We start from the raw sequence: 24,775 nt of genomic DNA, 5'->3' as shown, positions 1-24,775 counted from the left end.
CCGAAGACGCCGAAGGGGGATTTGTTACTTGGCACTGACTTTCGGCACGCTGTTGAGTTCTCAAGGAGCGGACGCGCGGCGAACCAGACCCTCTCAGGTCTTCGTCTCCGGCTTGTGTTGTCCTGCTCGGCGCCCGGTCCCGGCCTCGCGGTCGTTCCCGGCGCAAAGAGAAAGTTACGTGGCTCCGCGGGACGTGTCAAACCCGGACCGAGTGACGCCCGCCACCTGGCTGGAACGTCGCCGTCACCCGGCGTTCACACGCGGCCGGCGACCGTGCGGCGGTGCCGGGAACGGCCCAGGTCAGGTGGCCCGACCGGCTCCCGGGCAGTGCACGCCGGCCACCGAGCGCTTGCCCTTGCGGAGCACGAGCCACCCGCCGGGCAGCCAGTCCCCCGGGGCCGGCACCGCGTCCGGGTCGCCGACCCGGACGTTGTTGACGTAGGCCCCGCCCTCCTTGACCGTGCGCCGGGCGTCGGTCAACGACGACGCCAGCCCCGCCCGCTGGAGCAGGACGGCCACCGACAGCACGGGAGCGTCGACCTCCACGGCGCCGGCCTCGGTCAGCGCGGCGGCCAGGGTCTGCGGGTCCAGCTCGGAGAGCTCGGCCCGGCCGAAGAGGGCCCGGCCGGCGGCCTCTGCCTGGGCCAGCTCCGCAGGACCGTGCACCAGCCGGGTGAGTTCCTCGGCCAGGGCGCGCTGCGGCGCCCGGGACGCCGGACGTTCCTCGGACTCCGCGATCAGCGCCGCCACCTCCTCGGCCGGGCGCTCGGAGAACAGCGGCAGCCAGGCCCGCGCGTCGACGTCGTCGACGTTGAGCCAGTACTGGAAGAACGCGTACGGGCTGGTGTGCTCGGGGTCCAGCCAGATCGTGGCGCCCTCGGTCTTGCCGATCTTCTTCCCGTCGGCCGTGGTGATCAGCGGAGTGGCCAGCGCGTGGGCCGACGCCCCCTCGGTGCGCCGCACCAGGTCGGCGCCGGCGGTGATGTTCCCCCACTGGTCGGAGCCCCCGCTCTGCAGCGTGCAGCCGTGCCGGCGGAACAGCTCCCGGAAGTCGTTGGCCTGCAGGATCTGGTAGCTGAACTCGGTGTAGCTGATCCCGGCGTCGGAGTTCAGCCGGGCGGAGACCGCCTCCTTGGCCAGCATCCGGTTGACCCGGAAGTGCTTGCCGAGGTCGCGGAGGAAGTCGATCGCCGACAGCGGCGACGTCCAGTCGAGGTTGTCCACGTAGATCGGCTCGCGCAGCCCCTGCTCGGCCGCGGGGAGGTCGAGGAAGGGCGCCACCCGGCGGCGGATCCCGTCCACCCAGGTCGCCACCTGCGCGGGGTCGTTCAGCTGCCGCTCGGACGACGGACGGGGGTCGCCGATCAGCCCGGTCGCCCCGCCGACCAGCACGATCGGCTGGTGCCCGGCTCGCTGCAGGGCCCGCAGCACCATGAACTGGATGAGGTGGCCGACGTGCAGGCTCGCCGCGGTCGGGTCGAAGCCGCAGTAGAAGGTGACCGGCCCCTCCGCGAGGTGGGCGCGCAGGGCGTCCTCGTCGGTGCTCTGGGCGATCAGCCCGCGGCGGTGCAGCTCGTCGATCACGGAATGCGCAGAGGTCACGGTCGTCCATCCTGCCTGGGGCCCCGGCGCCGCGGCTTCCCGCCTGCCCGGAAGACGCTCACCGAGGGGGCGTCGGTCTCCCAGAACCGCCACGGCAGCTCGGTCGCCACGCTGATCCCGACCCGGGGACCGGCCGAGGTGCCCGCCGGCGGGGCACCGGCGTGCAGGCGCACGGGTGACGCGGGGTCCAACAGGTCCGTCCCCCGGTCGTCGGGGCCGATCGCCAGCGCCTGGGTCAGCCGGGCCGGGCCACGCGCCAGGTCCCGCGGCACCCGCGCGGCCGGGCGCCGGGAGGCCGCGAGCGACTCCCCCACCAGCACCTCACCGGCGCGCATCAGGACCGCCGAGCCGCGACCGGCCGGGCCGACGACGACGTTGGCGCACCAGTGCACGCCGTAGCTGAAGTACACGTACAGCCGGCCGGGCGGACCGAACATGATCTCCGCCCGCGGCGTCGGTCCCCGGTGGGCGTGGGACGCCGGGTCCTCCCCCTGCCCCGAGTACGCCTCGACCTCGGTGAGCCGGAGCGCGACCCGGCCGTCGGGGCGGTCGGTCACCACCCAGCAGCCCAGCAGCGAGCGGCCCACCTCGTCGACCGGCCCGAGCAGGGCGTCCTCGGTGAGGAGCGGCCCCGGCCCGGGCCGGTCGGACGACGGGAGGTCGGCGGCCACGGGGCTAGAGGGCCCCGGCCACCGGCGACCACGACGCCCACTCGGTGTGCTGCCGGGCCAGCTCGGTGAGCGTCCCGAGCTGTTCGGCCACCCGCTCCGGCGCCGTCCCGCCGCGGGCCCGCCGGGCCGCCAGCGCACCGGGCACGGTGAGCACCGAGCGCACCTCCGGGGTGAGCCGCTCGTCGATGGCGGCGAGCTGGTCGTCGTCCAGCTCGTCGAGCTCGAGGCCGGCGTCCTCGCAGAAGGCGACCATCGCGCCGCTGATCTCGTGCGCGGACCGGAACGGGACGCCGTTGGACACCAGCCACTCGGCGACGTCGGTGGCCAGGGCGAAGCCCTGTGGAGCGGCGGCCTCGATCACCTCCGGGCGCAGCGTCAGGGTGGCGACCATCCCGGTGACCGCGGGCAGCAGCAGGAGCAGCTGCTCGACGGAGTCGAAGACCGGCTCCTTGTCCTCCTGCAGGTCGCGGTCGTAGGCCAGCGGGAGGCCCTTCAGCATGGTCAGCAGACCGGTGAGGTTGCCGACGAAGCGGCCGGCCTTGCCCCGGGCCAGCTCGGCGATGTCCGGGTTCTTCTTCTGCGGCATGATCGACGACCCGGTCGCCCAGGCGTCGTCGAGGCGGGCCCAGCCGAACTCGGTCGACGTCCAGAGCACGACCTCCTCCCCCAGCCGGGACAGGTGCACGCCGAGCAGGGCCGCGACGAAGCAGAACTCCGCGGCGAAGTCGCGGTCGCTGACCGCGTCGATGCTGTTGTCGGCGGCCCGGTCGAAGCCCAGCTCCGCGGCGACGGCGTCGGGGTCCAGCGCCAGGGAGGAGCCGGCCAGCGCGCCGGCGCCGAGCGGGCTGACCGCCGACCGCCGGTCCCAGTCCAGCAGCCGGTCGACGTCGCGGGACACCGAGTGGGCGTGGGCGAGCAACTGGTGGGCGATGAGCACCGGCTGGGCGTGCTGCAGGTGGGTCATCCCCGGTGCCGCGACGTCGCGGTAGCGCAGGGCCAGCCCGACGAGGGCGTTCTCCAGCGCGGCGAGCTCGCCGACCAGCCTGCGCACGTTGTGCCGCAGGTACAGCCGCAGGTCGGTGGCGACCTGGTCGTTGCGGCTGCGGCCGGCGCGCAGCTTGCCGCCGAGCGGGCCCAGCTTCTCCAGCAGGCCGCGCTCGAGCGCCTCGTGCACGTCCTCGTCGGCCTCGATCGGCGCGAACGTGCCGTCGGCGACCTCGGCGGACAGCTCGGTGAGCGCACCGATCATCCTGGCCAGTTCGTCGACGGTCAGCAGCCCGGCCCGCTCCAGCACGCGGGCGTGTGCCCGGGAGCTGGCCAGGTCGTAGGGCGCCAGCCGCCAGTCGACGTCGGTGGACTTCGACAGCGCCGCCATCGCCGGTGACGGGCCGCCGCCGAACCGGCCGCCCCAGAGTCGGGTCTGGCTGCCGGCGTTGCCCTCGGTCACTCTGTGCTCTCTTCCACGTCGGCCTGCAGGTCGGTGTCGTCCCCGTGCGCCGGCCGGGCGCGCTCGGCGAGCGCGCGCAGCCGGGCGGCGAGCGCGGGCCCCCCGTGGGGGTCGCGGGAGACGACCATCAGAGTGTCGTCCCCGGCGATGGTGCCCAGGACGTCGGGCAGCCCGACCTTGTCCAGGCCGGAGGCGAGGAACTGGGCCGCGCCCGGTGGCGTGCGGACGACGGCCAGGTTCGCGCTGCCCTCGGCGCTGGTGAGCAGGTCGGCCAGCAGCCTGGTCAGCCGGGCCGGTGCCGACTGCGCCGGGCGCAGCGGGGCGTTCTCCGGCGGCAGCACGTAGGAGGCCGGCGCCCCGTCGGACCCGCGCAGCTTGACCGCGCCGAGCTCCTCGAGGTCGCGGGAGAGCGTCGCCTGGGTGACGTCGACCCCGGACTCGGCCAGCAGGCGGGCCAGCTGGGTCTGCGAGGTCACCGGGCCGGCGGTGATCAGCTCGGCGATCCGGGCGTGCCGGGCCGAGCGGGTCAGCGCCGTGGTCACTGCGACCGTTCCAGCAACCACAGCAGCAGCGCCTTCTGCGCGTGCAGCCGGTTCTCCGCCTCGTCCCACACGGCACTCTGCGGCCCGTCGATGACCGAGGCGGCGATCTCCTTGCCGCGGTAGGCCGGCAGGCAGTGCAGCACGACGGCGTCGTCGGCGGCCCGGTCCAGGGCCTGCTCGTCGACGGCGTACGGCACGAAGGGGCCGGTCCGGGCGGCGTGCTCGGACTCCTGGCCCATCGACACCCAGGCGTCCGTGGCCAGCACGTCGGCACCGTCGGCGGCGGCGACCGGGTCGGCCGTCCACTGCACCGACCCGCCGGTCTCCCCCGCGATCTGCCCGGCCCGGGTGAGCACCGCCGGATCGGGCTGGAAGGCGTCCGGCGAGCCGATCCGCACGTGCATCCCGGCCAGGGCACCGCCCAGCAGGTAGGAGTGCGCCATGTTGTTGGCGCCGTCGCCGAGGTAGCTGAGCGTCAGCCCGGCCAGCTGCGTGCGCCGTTCGAGCACCGTCTGCAGGTCGGCGAGCACCTGGCACGGGTGGAACGTGTCGGTCAGCGCGTTGACCACCGGGACCCGGCTGACCGCCGCCATGGCGTCCATCCGCTCCTGACCCGAGGTCCGCCAGACGATCGCCGCGACCTGCCGGTCGAGCACCCGGGTGGTGTCCTCCACCGACTCCCCGCGGCCCAGCTGGCTGACCGCGCCGTCGATGACCAGCGGCTGCCCGCCGAGCTCGGTGACCCCGACGGCGAAGGAGAGCCGGGTGCGGGTCGAGGGCTTGTCGAACAGCACCGCGACGGTGCGCTGCGTGCCGTTGGCCGCGCGCAGCGGTGTCGGCGCAGCGGCGGTGTGCCGGTCGGCCTTCAGCTGGGCGGCCAGCGCGAGGACCTCGGTCTGCTCCGCTGGGGTGAGGTCGTCGTCCCGGGTGAGGTGCCGGACCGTCACCGGTCCGCGTCCCGGAGGGCGGCGTCCAGTGCGGCGGGGAGGGCGGTGACGAACGCGTCGAGCTGGGCGTCGGTGACGACCAGCGGCGGCGCCAGCCGGACGACGTCGGCGGCCACGCCGTTGGTGAGGAAGCCGGCGGCCCGCAGGTGGGTCTCGACCGCGGCGGCGACCGGCGCGGTGAGGACGACGCCGAGCAGCGCACCGCGGCCCCGGACGCCGCTGATGGCCGGGTGGCCGAGCGCGTCGACGCCGGCGGCGACCCGGTGCTCGATCTCCTTGGCCCGCTCCAGCAGCCCCTCGTCGCGGATCGTGTCCAGCACGGCCAGCGCGGCGGCGGCGACGATCGGGTTGCCGCCGAACGTGGAGCCGTGCGAGCCGGCGGTCATCAGGTCCGCGGCCGCACCGAAGGCCAGGGTGGCGCCCAGCGGCAGGCCGCCGCCGAGGGCCTTGGCCAGGGTCACGACGTCGGGCTGCAGGCCGTCGGCCTGGTGGGCGAACCACTGACCGGTACGCCCGGTGCCGGTCTGCACCTCGTCGACGGCGAACAGCGCCCCGGCGGAACGGGCGGTCTCCGCGGCGGCGGCGAGGTAGCCGGGCGGGGCCGGCAGCACGCCGCCCTCCCCCAGCATCGGCTCCAGCAGCACCATCGCGGTCTGCTCGCCCACGGTCGTCGACAGTGCGTCGACGTCCCCGTACGGGACGTGCTGCACCCCGCCGGGCAACGGCGCGAACGCCGCCGCCTTGGCCGGCTGCCCGGTGAGCGCGAGGGACCCCATGGTGCGGCCGTGGAAGGAGCCGATCGCGGTGACCACCTCGGGCCGCCCGGTGAGCCGGCTGAGCTTGAAGGCGGCCTCGTTGGCCTCGGCGCCGGAGTTGCAGAAGAAGACCCGGCCCGGCCGGCCGGCGAGCTCCAGCAGCCGCTCGGCCAGCAGCACCCCCGGCTCGTGCATGGCCAGGTTGGACACGTGGCCGAGCAGCTGCGCCTGGGCGGTGATCGCGTGCACGACCGCCGGGTGGGCGTGGCCGAGGATCGTGGTGGCGATCCCGCCGAGCAGGTCGGTGTACTGCTTGCCGTCGACGTCCCAGACGGTCGCGCCCGCGCCGCGGGCCAGCGCCACCGGCGGGGTCTTGTAGTTGCCCATCATCACGGCCGACCAGCGGGTGGCCAGCTCCTCGGTGTGCGTCATGGTGCGGTCACTCCCTCCGGTGTCGGTGATGTGGTGTCGGTACCGGCCGGGACGACCATCGTCCCGGTGCCCTCGGTGGTGAAGGTCTCCAGCAGCAGGGCGTGCGGCAGCCGCCCGTCGATGACGGTGGCCCGGCGCACCCCGCCCTCGACCGCCCGCAGGCAGGCGGCCATCTTCGGGATCATCCCGGCGTCCAGGGTCGGGAGGATCTCGGCCAGCTCGGTGGCATCGATCTTCTGGACCAGCGAGTCGCGGTCGGGCCAGTTGGCGTAGAGGCCCTCGACGTCGGTGAGCACGACGAGCTTGACCGCGCCCAGGGCGACGGCCAGCGCCGCGGCGGCGGTGTCGGCGTTGACGTTGTGCACCTGCCCGGAGGCGTCCGGGGCAACGGTGGCGACGACCGGGATGTGCCCGGCCTCGAGCAGCGCGGTGACCGGTGCGGGGTCGACCGCGACGACGTCGCCGACGAGCCCGACGTCCACCGGCTCGCCGTTGACCATGGCGTGCGTCCGCTCGGCGGTGAACAGCCCGCCGTCCTCACCGGACAGCCCGACGGCCAGCGGCCCGTAGGAGTTGATCAGGCCGACCACCTCGGGGCCGACCTGCCCGGTCAGCACCATCCGGACGACGTCGATCGTCTCCTCGGTGGTGACCCGCAGCCCGCCGCGGAACTCGCTCTCGATCCCCAACCGGCCGAGCATGCCGTTGATCTGCGGGCCGCCGCCGTGCACGACGACCGGCAGGATCCCGCAGGTCCGCAGGAACACCATGTCCTCGGCGAAGGCGTGCCGGCACTGCTCGTCGACCATGGCGTGCCCGCCGTACTTGACCACCACGACGCGGCCGTGGAACTCGCGCAGCCACGGCAGGGCGCCGGTCAGGACGGCGACCTTGCGCGCATCGCCCTCGGGATCGTGCGTGCGCATGACCCGGGGGCTGCCCACCGAGCGCCGGGCCGGCGGGGTGGCGAGGTCGGGGGCGACGTCGGGCGGCGTGGGGTCCTGCGGGGCGTCGTTGCTGCTCAGGTCACTGGTCATGTCGAGTAGGCCGAGTTCTCGTGGACGTAGGCGAGGGACAGGTCGTTCGTCCAGATCGTGGCCTGCTCGCTGCCGGCGCGCAGGTCGACGTCGATGCTGATCGCCCGGCCGGACAGGTCGACGCCCTCGCGCGGGTCACCGATCGCCCCGTTGCGGCAGACCGTGACGCCGTTGATCGTCACGTCCACCTGGTCGGGCTCGAACGCCGCGTCGGTGGTCCCGATCGCGGCCAGCACCCGACCCCAGTTGGGGTCGTTGCCGAACAGCGCGGTCTTGAGCAGGTTGTTGCGGGCGCAGGCCCGGCCGGCGGTCACCGCGTCGGCGACGCTGGCCGCGTTGCGGACGGTGATCGCGATGTCCTTGGTCGAGCCCTCTGCGTCGGCGAGGAGCTGCATCGCCAGGTCGGTCGCGGCCGCGGTGAGCGCGGCGGTGAACTCCTCCGCGCTGGGCGTGACCCCGCTGGCGCCGTTGGCCAGCACGATCACCGTGTCGTTGGTGGACAGGCAGCCGTCGGAGTCGACCCGCTCGACGCTGACGCTGGTCGCCGCCCGCAGCGCGGGCTGGAGGACCTCGGCCGGCACGACGGCGTCGGTGGTGAGGACGACGAGCATCGTGGCCAGCGAGGGGGCGAGCATGCCCGCGCCCTTCGCCATCCCGCCGATCGTCCACCCGTCCCCGGTCTGCACCGTCGTCTTCGGCACCGAGTCGGTGGTCATGATCGCCCGGGCCGCGTCGGGGCCGCCGTCGGCGGACAGCCCCGCGACCGCGGCGCCGACCCCGGCGAGGAGGGCGTCCATCGGCAGCCGGACCCCGATCAGGCCGGTGGAGGCCACGGCGACGTCGACCGCACCGATGCCCAGCTCGGCCGCGACGCGCTCGGCGGTGACGTGGGTGTCCGCGAAGCCGTCGGGGCCGGTGCAGGCGTTGGCGCCGCCGGAGTTCAGCACGACCGCGCGCAGCCGGTGGTCGGCGAGCACCTGGCGGCTCCACAGCACGGGGGCGGCCGGGAAGCGGTTGGTGGTGAAGACGGCCGCCGCGGCGTCGTCCGGCCCGTCGTTGACGACCAGTGCGACGTCCGGTGCACCGCTGGACTTGAGCCCGGCGGCGACCCCGGCCGCCCGGAAGCCCTGGGGGGCGGTGACGCTCACGGTGCTACTCCGACGGTCGGGAGACCTGTGGTCTCAGGGAGGCCGAGGGCCAGGTTGGCGCACTGGAGGGCGGCTCCGGCCGTGCCCTTGGTCAGGTTGTCCACGGCGGCCACCACGACCAGGCGACCGGCATCCGGGTCGATCGCGACCTGCAGCTGCACCGTGTTCGCACCGAGCACCGCAGCGGTGGTGGGCCACTGGCCCTCCGGCAGCAGGTGCACGAACGGCTCGTCGCCGTAGGCCTCCTGGTAGGCGGCGCGCGCCCGGTCGGCGTCCACGCCGTCGGCCAGCGGGGCTGAGCAGGTGGCCAGGATGCCCCGGCTCATCGGCACCAGCGTCGGGGTGAAGCTGATCCGGACCGGCTCCCCGGCCGCCTGCGCCAGGTTCTGCACCATCTCCGGGGTGTGCCGGTGGACGCCACCGACGCCGTAGGCGCTGGCCGAGCCCATCACCTCGCTGCCGAGCAGGTGGGTCTTGGCGCTCTTTCCGGCTCCGGAGGTGCCGCTGGCGGCGACCACCACGACGTCCGGCGTGACCAGCCCGGCGGCGAGCGCCGGGGCCATGGCCAGGGTGACCGATGTCGGGTAGCAGCCGGGGACAGCGATCCGGCGGGCACCGGCGAGCTGCTCACGCTGGCCGGGGAGCTCGGGCAGGCCGTAGGGCCAGTGGCCGGCGTGCTCTCCGCCGTACCAGCGGGCCCAGGCGGCCGGGTCGTTGAGCCGGTGGTCGGCGCCGCAGTCGATGACCAGGGTGTCGGCGGGCAGCTGGGCCGCGATCGCCGCGGACTCCCCGTGCGGCAGGGCCAGCACGACGACGTCGTAGCCGGCCAGCGCGGCCGCGTCGCTGCCCTGGACCTCCAGGTCGGCGTAGGGCAGCAGGTGCGGCTGCAGCTCGCCCAGGCGTCGGCCGGCGCTCGAGTTGGCATGCACCCCGGTCAGCCGGAGGTTCGGGTGCCCGGCCAGCAGCCGGCACACCTCACCCCCCGCGTACCCGGTGGCGCCGGTGACCCCGACCGTCCACGTCCGTTGGCTGTTCACGGTGCATGACCATACCCGAGCGTGCATGACCGTGCAGTGCGTGGTGGGCCGGTGCGTGCGGAGCGGGGTTCTCGGGCAGGGTCCCAGCGGGCAAGCCGTGCCCGACCATGCCGAGGAGGCCGTCACCTGTGAGCCCGTTCGACCGGATCGTCGTCATCTTCAACCCGCACAGCACCGGCGAGGCAGCGGGGTCGGCCGAACAGCTGCACGCCGAGCTGGCCCGGCGGCTCCCCGACGTCCCCGTGGCGCTGTGCCCGACCCAGCGCGCCGGCCACGCCCGCGAGCTGGGTCGGGAGGCCGCGGCCACGGGGCGGCCGCTGCTCGTCTCGGTGAGCGGGGACGGCGGCTACAACGAGGTCGTCGACGGGGTGATGCAGGCGGGCAACCCCGACGCGGTCTGCGCGGTGCGGGCGGCCGGCAACGCCAACGACCACCGCCGGACGACGCGCGAGCACCACCTGGCCGACGCGATCGTGGCCGGCGACGTCCGCCGGATCGACCTGCTGCGGCTGACCCTGGGCAGCGGCGCCGACGCCCGGGTGCGGTACGCCCACTCCTACATCGGCGTGGGGGTCACCCCGGTGATCGCCGTCGACCTGGAGAAGGGCGGCAAGGGGTCGTGGCGGGAGGCGCTCTCGGTGATCCGCGGCTTCACCCGCTTCCGGCCCTTCCCCATCCGGATGGAGGACGGGGAGGAGCGCACCGTCGACAGCCTGCTCTTCGCCAACATCGCGCAGATGGCCAAGGTGGCCCGGCTCAGCGAGGGCACCCGCCCCGACGACGGCCGCTTCGAGGTGATCGCCCAGCGGCGGACCGGCAAGCTGGAGGTCCTGGCCACCGCGCTGCGGGCCGCCACTCGCGGGCTGGGCAAGCAGCCGAGCGTGACCCACTACACCTTCACCACCCTGGTGCCCATGCCCCTGCAGCTGGACGGTGAGCTGGTGGAGCTGGAGGCCGACACCGAGATCTCGGTCGACATCGCGCCACGGGCGCTGGCCACCGTGTTCTGACGCGGGGTGCCCGAGGGGCGAGGAGGTGACGGCGCCCGCGGGCCGGCGGATCTGCGACAGGCTGTTCCTCAGCAGCCGACCGAGACCAGCCCCGAGGAGATCCGGCCATGGACGAGAGCGACCTCCCCGTCCCCGCGACCTACGACAGCTGCGGGCACGTCCAGGGCCCCTTCTTCCACGGGACCCGGGCCGCCCTGGCACCCGGTGTCGAGCTGGTCCCCGGCCACGGCTCGAACTTCCAGGAGGGCCGGGTGTCCAACCACGTCTACTTCACCGCGCTCGTGGACACCGCCGCCTGGGGCGCGGAGCTGGCGGCCGCACTCGCCGGCACCGGGGAGCCGGGACGCATCTACGTCGTGGAGCCCCTGGGCCCGTTCCAGGACGACCCGAACGTGACCGACAAGCGGTTCCCGGGCAACCCCACCCGGTCCTACCGGACCCGCCACCCGGTGCGCGTCGTCAGCGAGCTGGACAGCTGGCAGGGGCACGACCCGGAGGCGCTGCAGGGGATGCTGGACCACCTGGCGCTGTTGCGGGCGGAGGGCCGGGACCTCATCGAGGACTGATGGTCGTCGCGTCCGTCCACCGATGAGTCGGGCCCGCGCCACCGGTCTGACCGGCATGACACAGACCCAGCACCAGACCACCACCCTGACCCAGCTCGCCGTCACGATGTTCTCCGTCCGCGACCAGGACGCCGCCCGGGCCTTCTACACCGAGGTGCTCGGCTTCGAGGTGCGCGGCGACGACCGCTTCGGCGAGGACGGCACCGACCGCTGGCTGGAGGTCGCCCCGCCCGGCTCCTCCGCGCGGCTGGCGCTGAACCCGCCGATGGGCGGCTCCCCCGGCGGCGGCTCCGTCGGGGTCGAGTCGACCGACGTGCTCGCCGAGCACCGGCGGCTCGCCGACCGCGGCGACGTCGACGTCGACCCGGCACCGACCCGGGTGCCCGGCGCGCCGCTGCTCTTCGCGGTCCGTGACCCTGACGGCAACACGATCTGGGTCGTCGAGGAGGCGGCCGGCTGACGGTCGCCGCACAGCCGGTCCTCGGACTGCTGAGGGTGTTCTGTCAGCAGGGCCGTGCAGAGTCCCCCCTGCCCCGGCGATCGACGCCGGGCAGGGGGAGGAACACCGCCATGCGCGACGTCCAGCAGCTGTCCGGCGGGATCGACCTGGTCGAGGAGGACGGCGTGACCGTGCTCCGGCTGTGCGGGGAGGTCGACAGCCTGGTGGTCGAGGCCTGGGACGCCGGCGGGCCCCGCACCCCCGGGGCGGGTGCCGTCGACCTGTCCGGGGCCACGTTCCTGGACGGCCGGGCACTGCGGCTGCTGGTGCGGGAGACCGAGCACGCCCGCCGGGCCGGGGGGCTGCCCGAGCTCCGCCGCCCCTCCCCCATGGTCCGCCGGATGCTCGAGATGACCGGCGCGGCCGTGCTGTTCACCGCGGTCTGCTGACCGCGGTGGGCGGGCTCAGCCGATCGGGTCCTCGGAGCCGTAGGGCCGCAACCGCAGCCGGCGGGCGGCGCCTGCCGGCGTAGTGGCGCGCAGCGCCTCGAGGTCGTCGGCGCCCGCCCGGAAGAAGCGCCCCGACCACTGGTCCAGCTCACCCGCGGCGATCGCCAGGGCGAGCGCCACGACGTCCTCCGGGCGGGTCCACTCGGTGCGCCCGGCGTGCGTCGGCATCGCCCGGGTCATCTCGGTGTCGATCACGCCCGGCGCGAGGTCGAACGCGCGCACGCCGTGCTCGGCGCCGGCCAGGTCGATCGCCTCGGTGATCCGCATCTGCGCCGTCTTGCCGGCCGAGTAGGCGCTGTAGACGTCGCTCCCCCGGGTGCCCAGGCCGCTGGCCAACCCGATCACCCGGCCACCGCCGGCGGCGATCATCCCGGGGACGACGGCGCGGGCGACCAGGAACGGCCCCCGCACCTGGCTCTCCACGACCTGCCACCACTGGTCGGGGTCGGCCTCCCACAGCGGCACCTCGGCGGCGTCGATGAGGCCGGCGTTGTTGACCAGCAGGGTGACCGTGCCGAGCTCCGCGACCACCTGGGTGACCGCGGCCTGCACGGCATCGGGGTCGCTGACGTCGGCGGCCACCGCCAGGGTGCGGGCACCGGTGGCGTCGGCGACCTCGGCCATCGCCCCGTGCAGCCGGTCGGCCGAACGGGCCAGGCCGGCCACGGTCGCGCCGCGCTCGGCCAGCCCCTGCGCCAGGTACCGGCCGATACCGGCCGACGCCCCGGTGACCAGCGCGACCGTGCCCGTCAGGTCATGCACGGAGCGCCGCCCCGGTCCGCGCCACGGCGACGGCGATCGCGGCGTCGCGGGCCGCGTTCGCCTCCTCACCGGTCAGTGTTCGATCCGGCGCGCGCAGCGTCAGCGCGTACGCCAGCGACCGCGACCCGGCCGGCACCGGCGCACCGGTGTAGACGTCGAAGAGCCGCAGCACCTCCAGCAGCTCACCCGCGCCCTCCCGCAGCGCCGCCTCGACGTCGGCGGCCGGGACGGCGTCCGCGACCACCAGCGCCAGGTCGACCAGCACCGGGGGGAAGGTCGAGACGTGCGGCCCGACGGCCACCGGGGCCGCAGGCAGCGCGTCGACGTCGAGCTCCATGGCGCAGGTGCGCGCCGGGAGGTCCAGCGCCGCACACACCCGCGGGTGCAGCTCACCGGCGTGGCCGACCACCCGGTCACCCACCAGCAGCTCGGCGCAGCGGCCCGGGTGCCAGGGCGCCAGCTCACCAGCCCGCACGGTCAGCTCGACACCGGCCGCGGCGGCCACGGTGCGCGCGGCCTGGACGGCGTCGGCCCAGGTGCCCGGCCGGCCCGGCCCCCACCAGCCGCGCGGTTCGACGTTCCCGGCCAGCACCACGCCCACGTGCCAGGGCTGCTCGGGCACCGCGCCGAGCAGCGCGGCCAGGACGTCGTCGTCGGGGCGCCGGTCGACGCCGGGCACCGGGGCCTGCGTGCGCGGGCCCCCCGGGAAGACCGCACCGTGCTCGAAGACGGCCACGTCCCGCTGACCGCGGGCCAGGTTGCGCGCGAGGGTGCCGAGCAGGCCGGGCAGCAGCGTCGTCCGCATCGCCGGGGCCTCCTCCGACAGCGGGTTGCGCAGCGTGATCAGCTGCCGCCGGGCGTCGTCCGCGGGCAGCCCGAGGGCATCGAGCTGCGCCTCCCCCACGAACGGGTAGGACGGCGCCTCGACGTACCCGGCGTCGGCCAGGGCGCGACCGATGCTGCGCCGGCGGCGCTGGCGCTCGGTGAGCCCGCGGCCCGGCGGCGCGGTCGGCAGCACGGAGGGGATCTCGTCGAACCCGAGGTAGCGCACCACCTCCTCGACCAGGTCGGCCGGGTCGGTGAGGTCACCTCGCCAGGACGGCGGGGTGACCTGCAGCTGCTGGCCGTCGCCCTCGACCGTGGCGCCGATGGCCTGCAGCACCTCCACCACCTGCGACGGCGGGTACGCCACGCCGGCGATCCGGCCGGGCCGGCCGGCGTCCAGCGCGATCGCCGGGCGCGGGCGGCGCACGTCCAGGTCGACGGGCGCGCCGACGACGTGGGCGCCGCCGTGCTCGGCCAGCAGCGCCGCGGCCCGGGCGAGCGCCACGACGGTGACGTCGGGGTCGGTGCCCCGCTCGAAGCGCTTGGCCGCCTCGCTGGGCAGCTTGTGCCGGCGCACCCCGCGACCGATGCCGGCCGGCTCCCAGTGCGCGGCCTCCAGCAGCACCGCGGTGGTGCTCGCGCCGATCTCGGTCGAGGCGCCGCCCATCACCCCGGCCAGCCCGATCGGCCCCGACTCGTCGGCGATCAGCAGGTCGTCGCTGGTGAGCGCGCGGTCGACGCCGTCCAGGGTGGTCAGCCGCTCGCCGGCGCTCGCCCGCCGCACCGTGATCGGCCCGGTGACGGTGGCGCGGTCGAAGGCGTGCATCGGCTGGCCGAGCTCGAGCATCACGATGTTGGTGACGTCGACGGCGAGGGAGATGCTGCGGATGCCGCACTGGGCCAGCCGCCGGCGAAGCTCCCACGGGCTGGGGGCGGCCGGGTCGAGCCCCTCCATCGCCAGCATCGAGAACCGGTCGCAGCGGGCCGGGTCGGCGACCTCGACGGCCCAGCCCGGCTCACCGGACCACGCCGGGGGCGTGAGGGCGGCCGGGTCGCGCCAGTCGACGCCCAGGGCGCCGGCCAGGTCCCGGGCGATCCCCCGCAGGCTCATCGCGTAGCCGCGGTCGGGCGTGACCTCGAGGTCGAAGACGACGTCGTCCAGCCCCAGCACGCCGGCGGCCGGCGTCCCGGGGGCGAAGCCGTCCTGCCCGAGCACCAGGATGCCGGCGTGGTCCTCGCCGATGCCCAGCTCGCGGACCGAGCAGATCATCCCGTCGGAGACGTGGTCGTAGGTGGTCCGTGCGGCGATGGCGAAGCCGCCGGGGAGCACGGCGCCGGGCAGCGCCACGACGACCAGGTCGTCGACGGCGAAGTTGCGGGCGCCGCACACGATGCCCCGGGGGGCGTCCTCCCCCACGTCGACCTGGCAGAACCGGATCGGCTTCTTGAAGCCGGTGAGCTCCTCGATCCCCAGCACCCGGCCGACCACCAGCGGGCCGGTGGTGACCGGCGCGCGGAGGACCTCCTCGACCTCGAAGCCGAGCCGGACGAACGCCTCGTCCAGCTCCTCGACCGTCGTCCCCGCGGGGATGTCGACGTACTCGCTCAGCCAGCTGATCGGGACCTTCACTGCTCAACTCCGAACGCACTCGTGAAGCGGACGTCGCCCTCGACGATGTCGCGCATGTCGCCGACCCCGGAGCGGAACTGCAGCGCCCGCTCGATGCCCATCCCGAAGGCGAAACCGGTGTACTCCTCGGGGTCGATGCCGCAGGCGACCAGCACCCGGGGGTTGACCATGCCGCAGCCACCCCACTCCACCCAGCGCGGCCCGTCCCGGTGCTCGGGGAACCAGACGTCGAACTCCGCCGACGGCTCGGTGAAGGGGAAGAAGTGCGGCCGCCACCGGGTGAGCGCGTCGGCGCCGAACAGCTGGCGGGCCAGGTGGTCCAGCGTGCCGCGCAGGTGGGCCATGGTGAGGCCGCGGTCGACGGCCAGGCCCTCGACCTGGTGGAAGACCGGGGTGTGCGTCGCGTCCAGCTCGTCGGTGCGGTAGACCCGGCCGGGCGCCACCACGTAGATCGGGGGGCGGCGTTCGAGCATCGTGCGCGCCTGCACCGGGCTGGTGTGCGTGCGCAGCACCAGCCCGGAGTCCTCAGGTGCGACGAAGAAGGTGTCGGCCAGCGACCGTGCCGGGTGGTCCGGGCCGGTGTTCAGCGCGTCGAAGTTCAGCCACTCGGCCTCGAGCTCCGGCCCCTCGGCGATCTCGTAGCCCATCCCGACGAAGACGTCGGAGATCCGGTCGGTCAGCGTGGTGAGCGGGTGCCGGGCGCCGGGCAGGGCACGGTCCCAGGGCAGCGTGACGTCGACGCGCTCCTCGGCGAGGACCCGCTCGTCCCGCTCGGCCTCCAGCACCGCCAGCCGGGCGGCGTGCGCCTCGGTGACCGCGACGCGGGCGGCGTTGACCCGCTTGCCGGCGTCCGACCGGGCGTGCGGGGGCAGTGCGCCGAGCTCCCGGCGGGCCAGCAGGATCGGCGCGCGATCGCCCAGGTGGGCCGGTCGGACCGCCGCCAGGGCGTCCAGGTCACCGGCGGCGGCGAAGGCATCGGTCGCTGCGTGCACCGCGGCGTCGAGAGCCTCCGCGGACAGCGCGGCGACCTGCTTGGGGTCATAGGGGTCGTTGGCGCCAGACACGGGAGGCCATTCTGCCCGGACGGCGCTCGTCGGCGCGCCCGGGTCGGGGCTGCGAGCGATGCGACGACCCGGACGACGGTCACGACTCACCCCCAGGGGTGGTATCGCCGCCCGCACCAGAGGAGTTCGGGCCCGCCGGCGCCGATCCCCAGCTCGTGACCTCGACCCACGCCCCCGTCGCGACGATCGACGAGGTGCTCGCCGCCGGCAGCGTGCACAGCCTCTACCAGCCCATCGTCGAACTGGACTCCGGCCGCGTCGTCGCCTACGAGGCGCTCGCCCGGGGGCCGCAGGGTCCGCTGCACACGCCTGACGCCCTCTTCGCCGCCGCCCGGTCGGCCGGCCGGCTCGCCGAGCTGGACGCGCTGTGTCGGTCGGCTGCACTGCGCGGCGCGGTGGCCGCCGAACTCGCGCCGCCGCTGACGGTGTTCGTCAACGTCGAGCCGCAGGTGCTGGACTCCGCGCCGCTGGAGGAGCTGCTCGCCGTCGCCACCAGCGCCCCGGCGGGGCTGCGGGTGGTCGTGGAGATCACCGAGCGGGCGCTGGCGACCCGCCCGGCGGACCTGCTGCGCGCCGTGGAGCGGGTCCGTGAGGTGGGCTGGGGCATCGCCCTGGACGACGTGGGGGCGGAGTCGATGTCCCTGGCGTTCATGCCCCTGCTGCGTCCGGACGTGGTCAAGCTCGACCTGCGCCTGGTCCAGCAGCGGCCCGGGCCGGCGGTCGCCGAGATCATGAACGCGGTCAACGGCTACGCCGAACGGACCGGTGCGCTCATCCTCGCCGAGGGCATCGAGGACGAGGCCCACCTGGCCATGGCGCGCGCCCTCGGGGCGAGCCTCGGCCAGGGCTGGCACTTCGGCCGTCCGGCGGCCACCGCTGCGCCGGGCCGGGCCGTCGGGCGGCTCGACCTCCCGTCGTGCAGCTCCGCCGCCGTCGACACCCAGGCCTCCCCGTTCAGCTGCCTGCCCCCGGGCACCCAGCTGCGGACGGCGCCCAAGGCGCTGCTCATCGAGCTCAGCAAGCACCTGGAGCGCCAGGCCATGCGACTCGGCGAGACCTGCGTGGTCGCCGCCACCTTCCAGGAGGCGCGGCACTTCACCCCGGCCACGTCGCTGCGCTACCGGGACCTGGTGGCCCGCACCGGCTTCGTCGCCGCGCTGGGCGAGGACCTCCCCATCGAGCCGGTGCCCGGGGTGCGCGGGGCGCACCTGGCGGCCGACGACCCGGTGCGCGGCGAGTGGGACGTCGTCGTCCTCAGTCCGCACTTCAGCGCCGCGCTGCTCGCCCGCGACCTCGGCGACACCGGTCCGGACCTGCAGCGCCGGTACGAGTACGCCCTCACCTACGACCGCCACACCGTGGAACGCGCCGCTGTCGCCCTGGTCGCCCGGGTCGCCGCGCAGCCGGCCCCGGAGCTGCCGGTGGAGGACCGGACCGCGGTGCCGGCCGCCGGCGCCAGGATCGCGGCGGGCCCGACCGGCGGCACCGTCGAGGAGGGGTTGCTGCGCCGGGCGCTGGCGGCGACGACCAGCGGCGTCACGATCGCGGACATGACGGCGCCGGACCAGCCGCTGGTCTACGTCAACGCCGCCTTCGAGCAGCTCGCCGGTCTGGCGGCCGGGGAGGTGCTGGGCCGCAACTGCCGCTTCCTGCAGGGGCAGGACACCGACCCGGGCACGGTGGACCGGATGCGGCTGGCCATCCGGGAGGGCGCGGAGTTCCGGGCGACGCTGCTCAACCACCGGGGGCCGGACCGGGAGCCGTGGTGGAACGAGATCCACCTGGCCCCGGTGCTCGACGCCGCCGGCGACGTCATCCAGTACATCGGCGTGCAGACCGACGTCACCGGCCGGGTGAACGCGGAGCGGGAGCTGCTCCGGGAGCGGGACCGCACCCGCCAGCACCTGGCTCAGATCGAGGAGCTGGCCTACACCGACCCGCTCACCGCGCTGCCCAACCGGCGCCGCTTCGAGGAGCGGATGGAGTCCGCGCTGTGGCAGGCCCGGCTCGACGGTTCAGCGGTCGCGCTGCTCTTCCTGGACCTCGACGGCTTCAAGGCGGTCAACGACGCCCTGGGCCACGCCGCCGGTGACGAGCTGCTGCAAGCGGTCGCCGACCGGCTGCGCGGCCGGCTGCGCCGGGGTGACCTGCTCGCCCGGCTCGGGGGCGACGAGTTCCTCGTCGGGCTGCTCGGGCTGGACCCCTCGACCGCGCTGCGGGAGGCCGGTCAGGTGGCCCAGCAGCTGGTGGCTGCGGTGACCGAGCCGGTGGCGCTCGGCACGCGGACCGTGCAGGTGCAGGCCAGCGTCGGGATCAGCGTCCACCCGGACGACGGCGCCGAGTTCGGCCCGCTGCTGCACCGGGCGGACGCCCGGATGTACGCCGTCAAGCACCCGGCCGGCGCGTGAGCTACTCGGCGAGCTGGGTGGCGTAGAGGCAGATCGAGGCGGCCACCGAGAGGTTGAGGCTCTCCGCCCGGCCGCGCATCGGGATGCGCACCCGCGCGTCGGCGAGCGCGGCCAGCGCGGGGTCCAGCCCGCGGGCCTCGTTCCCGAACAGCCACAGCACCGGCCCGCTGAGCAGTCCCGCGTCCCCGGCGGCGTCCAGGGCCACCTCTCCCCCGCCGTCAGCGGCCAGCACGGTCGTGCCGGCGGCCTGCACCTGCGGCACCAGTTCGGCCAGCGGCGTGCTGCGCACGACGTCGACGTGGAACAGGCTGCCGGCGCTGCTGCGCACCACCTTGCCGCCGTAGGGGTCGGCGGAGCCGGTGCCGAACACCACGGTGCGGGCGCCGCAGGCATCGGCGGTGCGCAGCACCGTCCCGGCGTTCCCGGGGTCGTTCAGCTCGGCCAGCGCGACCGCCAGCCGCGGCGGGTCGGTCACCAGCGTCGCGGCCGGCACGTCGCGCAGCGCGCAGACGGCGACCAGCCCCTGCGGCGTCACGGTCTCCGACAGCGAGGCGACCGCCCGGTCGGTGGCCACGTGCACGGGCACCCGGGCGGCCGCCAGCAGGTCGCGGTGGGTGTCCGCCGCAGCCTCGGTGACGAACAGCTCGAGGACGGCGCCCGGGTCGGCCTCGGCCTGCGCCAGCGCCTCGCCGACCGCCTGCCGCCCCTCGGCGAGGAAGGCCCCGGCGTCGTCCCGGCCGCTGCGCCGGGTGAGCTTGCGGGCGCCGGCGACCCGCGCCGAGCGCTCGGTCAGCATGTCGGGCACGGGAGCTCCTCTCGCAGGGTGGGCGCAGACGACGACGCCGTCACCAGCGGGTCACGAGGACCCACCGGCGACGGCGTCGAAGGTGGTTCTGGTTCAGGCGGCCTGGGCGCCGGTCGCCTCGGGGTTCGCGGCGAGCGCGGCCCGGGCGGACTCCACCAGGGTGGCGAAGGTGGCGGGCTCGTTCACGGCGAGCTCGGCCAGGACACGACGGTCCAGCTCGATCCCGGCGAGCTTGAGGCCCTGCATGAACCGGTTGTAGGTCATGTCGTTCTGCCGGGCCGCGGCGTTGATCCGGGTGATCCACAGCTTGCGGAAGTCACCCTTGCGGACCTTGCGGTCGCGGTAGTTGTAGGTGGCCGAGTGGAGGATCTGCTCCTTGGCCTTGCGGTACAGCCGCGAACGCTGGCCGCGGTAACCGCTGGCCGCCTCGAGGGTCGTGCGGCGCTTCTTCTGGGCGTTGACCGCCCGCTTCACGCGTGCCACGTGAGAGCTCCTGTCTGCTGGTTACGGGAAGGGACGGTCAGAGACCGAGGAGCTTCTTCATCCGGCCGGTGTCCGCCGGAGAGAGCTCTGCGGTGCCGCTGATACGGCGCTTCCGGCTCGAGGACTTGTGCTCGAACTTGTGCTGGTTGTTCGTGTGCTCAGCCACCAGCTTCCCGGTGCCCGTGACGCGGATGCGCTTGGCCGCGCCCTTGTGGGTCTTGTTCTTCGGCATGTCCTCGTCCTTGTTCGTGTCTGTCCGCGCCAGGAGCAGCGGGCTGCTCCTGGCGCGGGCCGTCTCGGTCGTGCGGGGGCCCTCGCCCGGCTCAGGCCGGGGGGGCCTGCTCCTCGGATGCCGCCTGCTTCTCGGCCTTCGCGGAGCGCCGCGCGTCGTCGGTCGCCGCCTGGTTCCGATGCGGCGCGATCACCATGACCATGTTCCGGCCGTCCTGCTTGGGGTTGGACTCCACCACCCCGAGGTCGGCGACGTCGCCGGCCAGCCGCTGCAGCAGCTTGTAGCCCATCTCCGGGCGGGACTGCTCGCGACCGCGGAACATCACGGTGATCTTGACCTTGTCGCCGCCCTTGAGGAAGCGCTCGACGTGGCCCTTCTTGGTCTCGTAGTCGTGCGGGTCGATCTTGAGGCGCAGCCGCATCTCCTTGATGACGGTGAGCGCCTGGTTCCGCCGGGCCTCACGGGCCTTCTGCGCGGCTTCGTACTTGAACTTCCCGTAGTCCATGAGCTTGACGACGGGAGGCCGGGCCATGGGCGCGACCTCGACCAGGTCGAGCTCGGAGTCCTGGGCCAGGCGCAGCGCTTCGCCGATCGGCACGATGCCGACCTGCTCGCCCTCCGGTCCGACCAGGCGGACCTCGGGAACGCGGATACGGTCGTTGATGCGGGGCTCGGTGATGGCCTCTCCTCTGCTGCTGCGGGGAGGAGTCGCACCCGTCCCGGGCCGCCGACGCAGCAAGGCCCCGTGAGCTGGTGCTCACGGGGCCCACTCGCCGGGGTGCCGCAGCCGGCACCCCGGGGCGGGGGTGCTGTTGCGGCCGCGCGAGCCAGCCGGGGCCGACCTGCGCGATCCGGGGACCTGGACGCCTGTGCGGCACCAGGTGGGAGCGGGCTCCTCTTTGGTCAGTGACCGCCGGTCTCTGCAGACGGCGGCCGCTGTGGTTCACGCGCCTCGATGTAGCGGGGGGAGGCGTGCTCACAGTACAGCGCGCGGCCCCTCGCCGTCATTCCCGGGGGTACAGCAGGTCCTCGCGCGGCGCGGGGTTGCGCTCCCGGTGGTCGGCCAGCAGTGCCCGCAACCCCCGGACGGCGACCAGCGCGCGCTGGCCGTCGGCGGCCTGGATCGCCCCCATCGCCACCTCGTCGTCGTTGCTCAGCAGCAGGCTCGCCCACGGCGAGTGCTGGTCGAAGCGCACCGCGCGCACCGCCGACCAGGGCACCTCGTGGTTGATGACGACGTTGCGGATCCGCACCCCGGAGGCGTCGGCGTCCACCCGGGACCGCCCCAGCAGGAGCACGCCCGCCCCCATGGCGAGACCGAGGCCCACCATGGCGACCTGGTCGGAGGTCCGGAAGGACACCACCCCGGTGGTCGACTCCTTGAGCAGCAGCGCGACCACGCTCATCACGATCACCAGGCCGGCCGCCATGATCGCGGTGATCACCCGCAGGCGGCGCGGGACGGCGGAGACCGGGTGGGGCGCTGGGTCGGTGGGCGTGGGCTCGGCGGGCACGTCACCATCCTGCCCGCTCCGGAGAGCGCCGCGCAGACGTGCAGGTCGGGGCGGCGCCAGCTCAGCACAGCCGGCCGGGACATCCACTCCTGAGGCGGGACGTCACACGGATGGAACACCGAGGACGCACCATGGACGAGTGACCGACAGCCAGCTCGACCACCCCGTGGCCAGCCCTGCCGGAGAGCCCCCGGTGCCGGACCTGCTGCCACTGGCCGGCTACACCGTCGCGGTGACCGCGGCCCGCCGCAGCGAGGAGCTGGGCGCGCTGCTGGACCGCCGGGGTGCCCGGGTGCTCTACGCCCCGGCGATCCGGATCGTGCCGCTGTCCGACGACGCCGACCTGGTCGCGGCCACCCGGGAGGTGCTCGCCGCGCCGGTCGACCTGGTGGTGGCCACCACCGGGGTCGGGTTCCGCGGCTGGCTGGAGGCCGCCGAGGCCTGGGACCTGCCCCTGCGTGAGCACCTGGCCACCGCCCGGGTGCTGGCCCGGGGACCGAAGGCCCGCGGTGCGATCCGCGGGGCCGGCCTGGTCGATGCCTGGTCCCCGGAGTCGGAGAGCTCGGCCGAGGTGCTCTCGCACCTGCTGTCCGGGGCCGAGGGCCCGCTGCCCGGCCGCCGGATCGCCGTCCAGCTGCACGGTGACCCGCTGCCCGAGCTCGTCTCCGGGCTGGTGCGCGCCGGTGCCGAGGTGGTCAAGGTGCCGGTCTACCGCTGGGTGCTGCCCGAGGACACCGCCCCGCTGCGCCGCCTCGTCACGGTGATCGCCGCGCGCGCCGTCGACGCGGTCACCTTCACCAGCGCCCCCGCCGCCGCCAGCCTGCTGCAGGTCGCCGAGGAGGAGGGCGTGTACCCCGGCGTCCTCGCTGCCCTGACCGACGCCGTGCTCCCGGTGGCCGTGGGGCCGGTCACCGCCGGCCCGCTCGAGGCGGCCGGCATCCGGACGGTCCAGCCCGAGCGGGCGCGGCTGGGTGCGCTGGCCCGCGAGGTCGTCAGCGCGCTGCCGGCCCGGCACCCGGTGCTGCACTCCGGCGCGCACACGCTGCAGGTGCGTGGGCACGCCGCCGTCCTGGACGGCCGGCTCGTGGAGCTCGCGCCCGGGCCGATGGCGGTGCTGCGTGCGCTGGCCCGCCGGCCCGGCGTGGTCGTCTCCCGCGCCGACCTGCTCGGCGAGCTCTCCGGCGGCGGCGACGCGCACGCCGTGGAGATGGCGGTGACCCGGCTGCGCGCCGCCCTGGGCGCCCCGGTCGTGCAGACCGTGGTCAAGCGCGGCTACCGCCTGGCGGTCTGAGCACGCCACCGCGGTCCGGCGACGGCCGCGTGTCCTCGCCCTCACAGCGAGGGCACGCGGCCGGTGCGGCCGTTGTTCCGTGCGGGTCACGCCACCGCGCCGTCGTCGAAACCCCTCGTCCCTAGCGTTCGCGGTGCCCGGGCTGGACCGCCGGGCGACCTGGCCGACCGCACCCGAGGAGCTCGATGACGCCCGTCCTCCCGAAGTCCGATGCCGCCGAGCTGGTGGTCGCCGCCCGACTCAGGCGCGGCCTGACCTGGGCCCAGCTCGCCGAGGAGATCGACGCACCGGTCGTCTGGACCACCGCCGCCCTGCTCGGACAGCACCCGATGACAGCGGACCAGGCGGAGCAGGTCTGCCGGCTGCTGGAGCTGGACGAGACCGTCGAGGAGAGCCTGCGCCTGCAGCCCTCCCGCGGCGCCGACCCGGCCCGGATGACCGACCCCACGGTCTACCGCTTCCTGGAGGCGCTGTCGGTCTACGGACCAGCGCTCAAGGAGCTGATCCACGAGGAGTTCGGCGACGGGATCATGAGCGCGATCAACTTCCGCGTGGACGTCGCCCGCCGGCCCGACCCGGACGGCGACCGGGTCGTCGTCACCTTCGACGGGAAGTTCCTGGACTACCGCTGGTGACCCCGCGCCGGTTCCCCCCACGCGCCGCCGCGGTCGCTGCGCGCGCTCCCCTCCCACCCGCACAGCCGAGGAGCCACCCATGTCCTACGTGAGCCCGAAGGACTTCACCACCAAGATGATCGACGCGGGCGAGGCGAAGGTCTTCATGGCCACCCGCGACACGTTGATCCGGGCGTTCATGGCCGGGGCCATCCTGGCGCTGGCCGCGGCCTTCGCCGTCACGGTCACCGTGCAGACCGGCCAGCCCATCGTCGGCGCACTGCTCTTCCCGGTCGGCTTCTGCCTGCTCTACCTGCTCGGCTTCGACCTGCTGACCGGGGTGTTCACGCTGGTGCCGCTGGCGCTGTTCGACAAGCGGCCGGGCGTGACCGTGCGGGGCATGCTGCGCAACTGGGGGCTGGTCTTCACCGGCAACTTCCTGGGCGCGTTCACCGTCGCGGTGATGATGGCGGTGATCTTCACCTACGGCTTCGCGATGCCCCCGAACGAGGTCGGGCAGGCGATCGGCACCATCGGCGAGGGCCGGACCGTCGGGTACGCCGAGTACGGCGCCGCCGGCATGCTGACGCTGTTCCTGCGCGGCGTGCTGTGCAACTGGATGGTCTCCACCGGCGTGGTCGCGGCGATGATGTCGACCTCGGTCTCCGGCAAGGTCATCGCGATGTGGATGCCGATCCTGCTGTTCTTCTACATGGGCTTCGAGCACTCGATCGTGAACATGTTCCTGTTCCCCTCCGGTCTGCTGCTCGGCGGCAACTTCTCCGTCGGTGACTACCTGATCTGGAACGAGATCCCGACCGTCGTCGGCAACCTGGTCGGTGGGCTCGCCTTCGTCGGGCTCACGCTCTACGCCACCCATGCCAAGACAGGGGCTTCCCGCAAGCCGGCGCTCTCCGCCGACCTCCCCCGGGACGCAGCCGTGCCGGCCGACACCACGCCCGTCGGGGCCCGCTGACCCCCGGCGCCGACGGCGGACCTGCGCAC

General features: G+C 74.6%; 25 protein-coding genes. 8 read left to right on the top strand and 17 right to left on the bottom strand.

Annotated features, from left to right (window positions below):
• Positions 1–300: 300 nt before the first annotated feature.
• The 9 genes from tyrS to argC are packed head-to-tail and all read right to left on the bottom strand — an operon-like array spanning position 301 to position 9,618.
• On the bottom strand, positions 301–1,602 hold the full coding sequence (tyrS, locus tag O2W18_RS20310; protein WP_269189227.1) for a tyrosine--tRNA ligase: 1,302 nt from the start codon (positions 1,600–1,602) through the stop codon (positions 301–303).
• The gene (locus tag O2W18_RS20305) at positions 1,599–2,273 is read right to left on the bottom strand and encodes a DNA-3-methyladenine glycosylase (protein WP_269189226.1); all 675 of its coding nucleotides are present in this window, start codon (positions 2,271–2,273) and stop codon (positions 1,599–1,601) included. The genes tyrS and O2W18_RS20305 overlap by 4 nt, the downstream gene beginning before the upstream one ends.
• Before the next feature lie 4 nt (positions 2,274–2,277).
• Positions 2,278–3,720: an argininosuccinate lyase gene (gene argH / locus O2W18_RS20300; protein WP_269189225.1), complete on the bottom strand. Its 1,443-nt coding sequence runs from the start codon at positions 3,718–3,720 to the stop codon at positions 2,278–2,280.
• A complete protein-coding gene (locus O2W18_RS20295; protein WP_269189224.1) occupies positions 3,717–4,262 on the bottom strand; it encodes an arginine repressor in 546 nt (181 codons plus the stop codon). The genes argH and O2W18_RS20295 overlap by 4 nt, the downstream gene beginning before the upstream one ends.
• Positions 4,259–5,209: an ornithine carbamoyltransferase gene (gene argF / locus O2W18_RS20290; RefSeq protein ID WP_269189223.1), complete on the bottom strand. Its 951-nt coding sequence runs from the start codon at positions 5,207–5,209 to the stop codon at positions 4,259–4,261. The genes O2W18_RS20295 and argF overlap by 4 nt, the downstream gene beginning before the upstream one ends.
• The gene (locus O2W18_RS20285; protein ID WP_269189222.1) at positions 5,206–6,396 is read right to left on the bottom strand and encodes an acetylornithine transaminase; all 1,191 of its coding nucleotides are present in this window, start codon (positions 6,394–6,396) and stop codon (positions 5,206–5,208) included. Before O2W18_RS20285 ends, argF begins: the two co-directional genes overlap by 4 nt.
• Positions 6,393–7,433: an acetylglutamate kinase gene (gene argB / locus O2W18_RS20280; protein WP_269189221.1), complete on the bottom strand. Its 1,041-nt coding sequence runs from the start codon at positions 7,431–7,433 to the stop codon at positions 6,393–6,395. Before argB ends, O2W18_RS20285 begins: the two co-directional genes overlap by 4 nt.
• Positions 7,430–8,581, bottom strand: a complete 1,152-nt coding sequence (gene argJ, locus O2W18_RS20275; protein WP_269189220.1) for a bifunctional glutamate N-acetyltransferase/amino-acid acetyltransferase ArgJ — start codon at positions 8,579–8,581, stop codon at positions 7,430–7,432. Before argJ ends, argB begins: the two co-directional genes overlap by 4 nt.
• On the bottom strand, positions 8,578–9,618 hold the full coding sequence (gene argC, locus O2W18_RS20270) for an N-acetyl-gamma-glutamyl-phosphate reductase (protein WP_269189219.1): 1,041 nt from the start codon (positions 9,616–9,618) through the stop codon (positions 8,578–8,580). The genes argJ and argC overlap by 4 nt, the downstream gene beginning before the upstream one ends.
• Positions 9,619–9,746: 128 nt before the next feature.
• Between argC and O2W18_RS20265 the strand changes: the two genes are divergently transcribed.
• The 4 genes from O2W18_RS20265 to O2W18_RS20250 all read left to right on the top strand — a co-directional run bounded on the left by O2W18_RS20265 (position 9,747) and on the right by O2W18_RS20250 (position 12,082).
• The gene (locus O2W18_RS20265) at positions 9,747–10,628 is read left to right on the top strand and encodes a diacylglycerol/lipid kinase family protein (protein ID WP_269189218.1); all 882 of its coding nucleotides are present in this window, start codon (positions 9,747–9,749) and stop codon (positions 10,626–10,628) included.
• 107 nt (positions 10,629–10,735) lie between these two features.
• The gene (arr, locus tag O2W18_RS20260) at positions 10,736–11,194 is read left to right on the top strand and encodes an NAD(+)--rifampin ADP-ribosyltransferase (RefSeq protein ID WP_269189217.1); all 459 of its coding nucleotides are present in this window, start codon (positions 10,736–10,738) and stop codon (positions 11,192–11,194) included.
• 55 nt (positions 11,195–11,249) lie between these two features.
• Complete coding sequence (locus O2W18_RS20255) at positions 11,250–11,654, top strand: glyoxalase superfamily protein (RefSeq protein ID WP_269189216.1); 405 nt, start codon at positions 11,250–11,252, stop codon at positions 11,652–11,654.
• A gap of 110 nt (positions 11,655–11,764) precedes the next feature.
• On the top strand, positions 11,765–12,082 hold the full coding sequence (locus tag O2W18_RS20250; RefSeq protein WP_269189215.1) for an STAS domain-containing protein: 318 nt from the start codon (positions 11,765–11,767) through the stop codon (positions 12,080–12,082).
• 15 nt (positions 12,083–12,097) lie between these two features.
• Here the strand turns inward: O2W18_RS20250 and O2W18_RS20245 are convergent, their stop codons facing one another.
• Genes O2W18_RS20245 through pheS form a run of 3 tightly spaced genes read right to left on the bottom strand, consistent with a single transcriptional unit; the run spans position 12,098 to position 16,423 of the window.
• Positions 12,098–12,904, bottom strand: a complete 807-nt coding sequence (locus O2W18_RS20245; protein ID WP_269189214.1) for an SDR family NAD(P)-dependent oxidoreductase — start codon at positions 12,902–12,904, stop codon at positions 12,098–12,100.
• The gene (pheT, locus tag O2W18_RS20240) at positions 12,897–15,359 is read right to left on the bottom strand and encodes a phenylalanine--tRNA ligase subunit beta (protein ID WP_269189213.1); all 2,463 of its coding nucleotides are present in this window, start codon (positions 15,357–15,359) and stop codon (positions 12,897–12,899) included. Before pheT ends, O2W18_RS20245 begins: the two co-directional genes overlap by 8 nt.
• Positions 15,356–16,423: a phenylalanine--tRNA ligase subunit alpha gene (pheS, locus tag O2W18_RS20235; protein ID WP_269189212.1), complete on the bottom strand. Its 1,068-nt coding sequence runs from the start codon at positions 16,421–16,423 to the stop codon at positions 15,356–15,358. The genes pheT and pheS overlap by 4 nt, the downstream gene beginning before the upstream one ends.
• 155 nt (positions 16,424–16,578) lie before the next feature.
• Between pheS and O2W18_RS20230 the strand changes: the two genes are divergently transcribed.
• Complete coding sequence (locus O2W18_RS20230; RefSeq protein WP_269189211.1) at positions 16,579–18,831, top strand: diguanylate cyclase domain-containing protein; 2,253 nt, start codon at positions 16,579–16,581, stop codon at positions 18,829–18,831.
• Between the two features lies 1 nt (position 18,832).
• Here the strand turns inward: O2W18_RS20230 and O2W18_RS20225 are convergent, their stop codons facing one another.
• The 5 genes from O2W18_RS20225 to O2W18_RS20205 all read right to left on the bottom strand — a co-directional run bounded on the left by O2W18_RS20225 (position 18,833) and on the right by O2W18_RS20205 (position 21,865).
• Complete coding sequence (locus O2W18_RS20225; RefSeq protein WP_269189235.1) at positions 18,833–19,627, bottom strand: TrmH family RNA methyltransferase; 795 nt, start codon at positions 19,625–19,627, stop codon at positions 18,833–18,835.
• Between the two features lie 102 nt (positions 19,628–19,729).
• Positions 19,730–20,119: a 50S ribosomal protein L20 gene (gene rplT / locus O2W18_RS20220; RefSeq protein ID WP_166756901.1), complete on the bottom strand. Its 390-nt coding sequence runs from the start codon at positions 20,117–20,119 to the stop codon at positions 19,730–19,732.
• A gap of 37 nt (positions 20,120–20,156) precedes the next feature.
• Positions 20,157–20,351 (bottom strand): 50S ribosomal protein L35, encoded by a 195-nt coding sequence (rpmI, locus tag O2W18_RS20215; RefSeq protein WP_269189210.1) that lies wholly within the window; start codon positions 20,349–20,351, stop codon positions 20,157–20,159.
• Between the two features lie 91 nt (positions 20,352–20,442).
• A complete protein-coding gene (gene infC / locus O2W18_RS20210; protein WP_269171896.1) occupies positions 20,443–21,090 on the bottom strand; it encodes a translation initiation factor IF-3 in 648 nt (215 codons plus the stop codon).
• A gap of 265 nt (positions 21,091–21,355) precedes the next feature.
• Positions 21,356–21,865: a PH domain-containing protein gene (locus O2W18_RS20205; protein WP_269189209.1), complete on the bottom strand. Its 510-nt coding sequence runs from the start codon at positions 21,863–21,865 to the stop codon at positions 21,356–21,358.
• 139 nt (positions 21,866–22,004) lie between these two features.
• On the opposite strand from O2W18_RS20205, the gene O2W18_RS20200 reads away from it, so the two are divergent.
• The 3 genes from O2W18_RS20200 to O2W18_RS20190 all read left to right on the top strand — a co-directional run bounded on the left by O2W18_RS20200 (position 22,005) and on the right by O2W18_RS20190 (position 24,746).
• Positions 22,005–23,156: a uroporphyrinogen-III synthase gene (locus O2W18_RS20200; RefSeq protein ID WP_269189208.1), complete on the top strand. Its 1,152-nt coding sequence runs from the start codon at positions 22,005–22,007 to the stop codon at positions 23,154–23,156.
• Between the two features lie 185 nt (positions 23,157–23,341).
• Positions 23,342–23,791 carry a cyanase gene (gene cynS, locus O2W18_RS20195; RefSeq protein WP_269189207.1) on the top strand — a complete coding sequence of 150 codons (450 nt, stop codon included), beginning with the start codon at positions 23,342–23,344 and terminating at the stop codon, positions 23,789–23,791.
• 79 nt (positions 23,792–23,870) lie between these two features.
• Complete coding sequence (locus tag O2W18_RS20190; protein ID WP_269189206.1) at positions 23,871–24,746, top strand: formate/nitrite transporter family protein; 876 nt, start codon at positions 23,871–23,873, stop codon at positions 24,744–24,746.
• Positions 24,747–24,775: the final 29 nt, after the last annotated feature.

It is taken from the genome of Modestobacter sp. VKM Ac-2983 (assembly GCF_026967885.1).
Taxonomy (GTDB): domain Bacteria; phylum Actinomycetota; class Actinomycetes; order Mycobacteriales; family Geodermatophilaceae; genus Modestobacter.
Note: the sequence above shows the minus strand (reverse complement) of the source record. Positions and strands in the feature narration are given on the sequence as shown.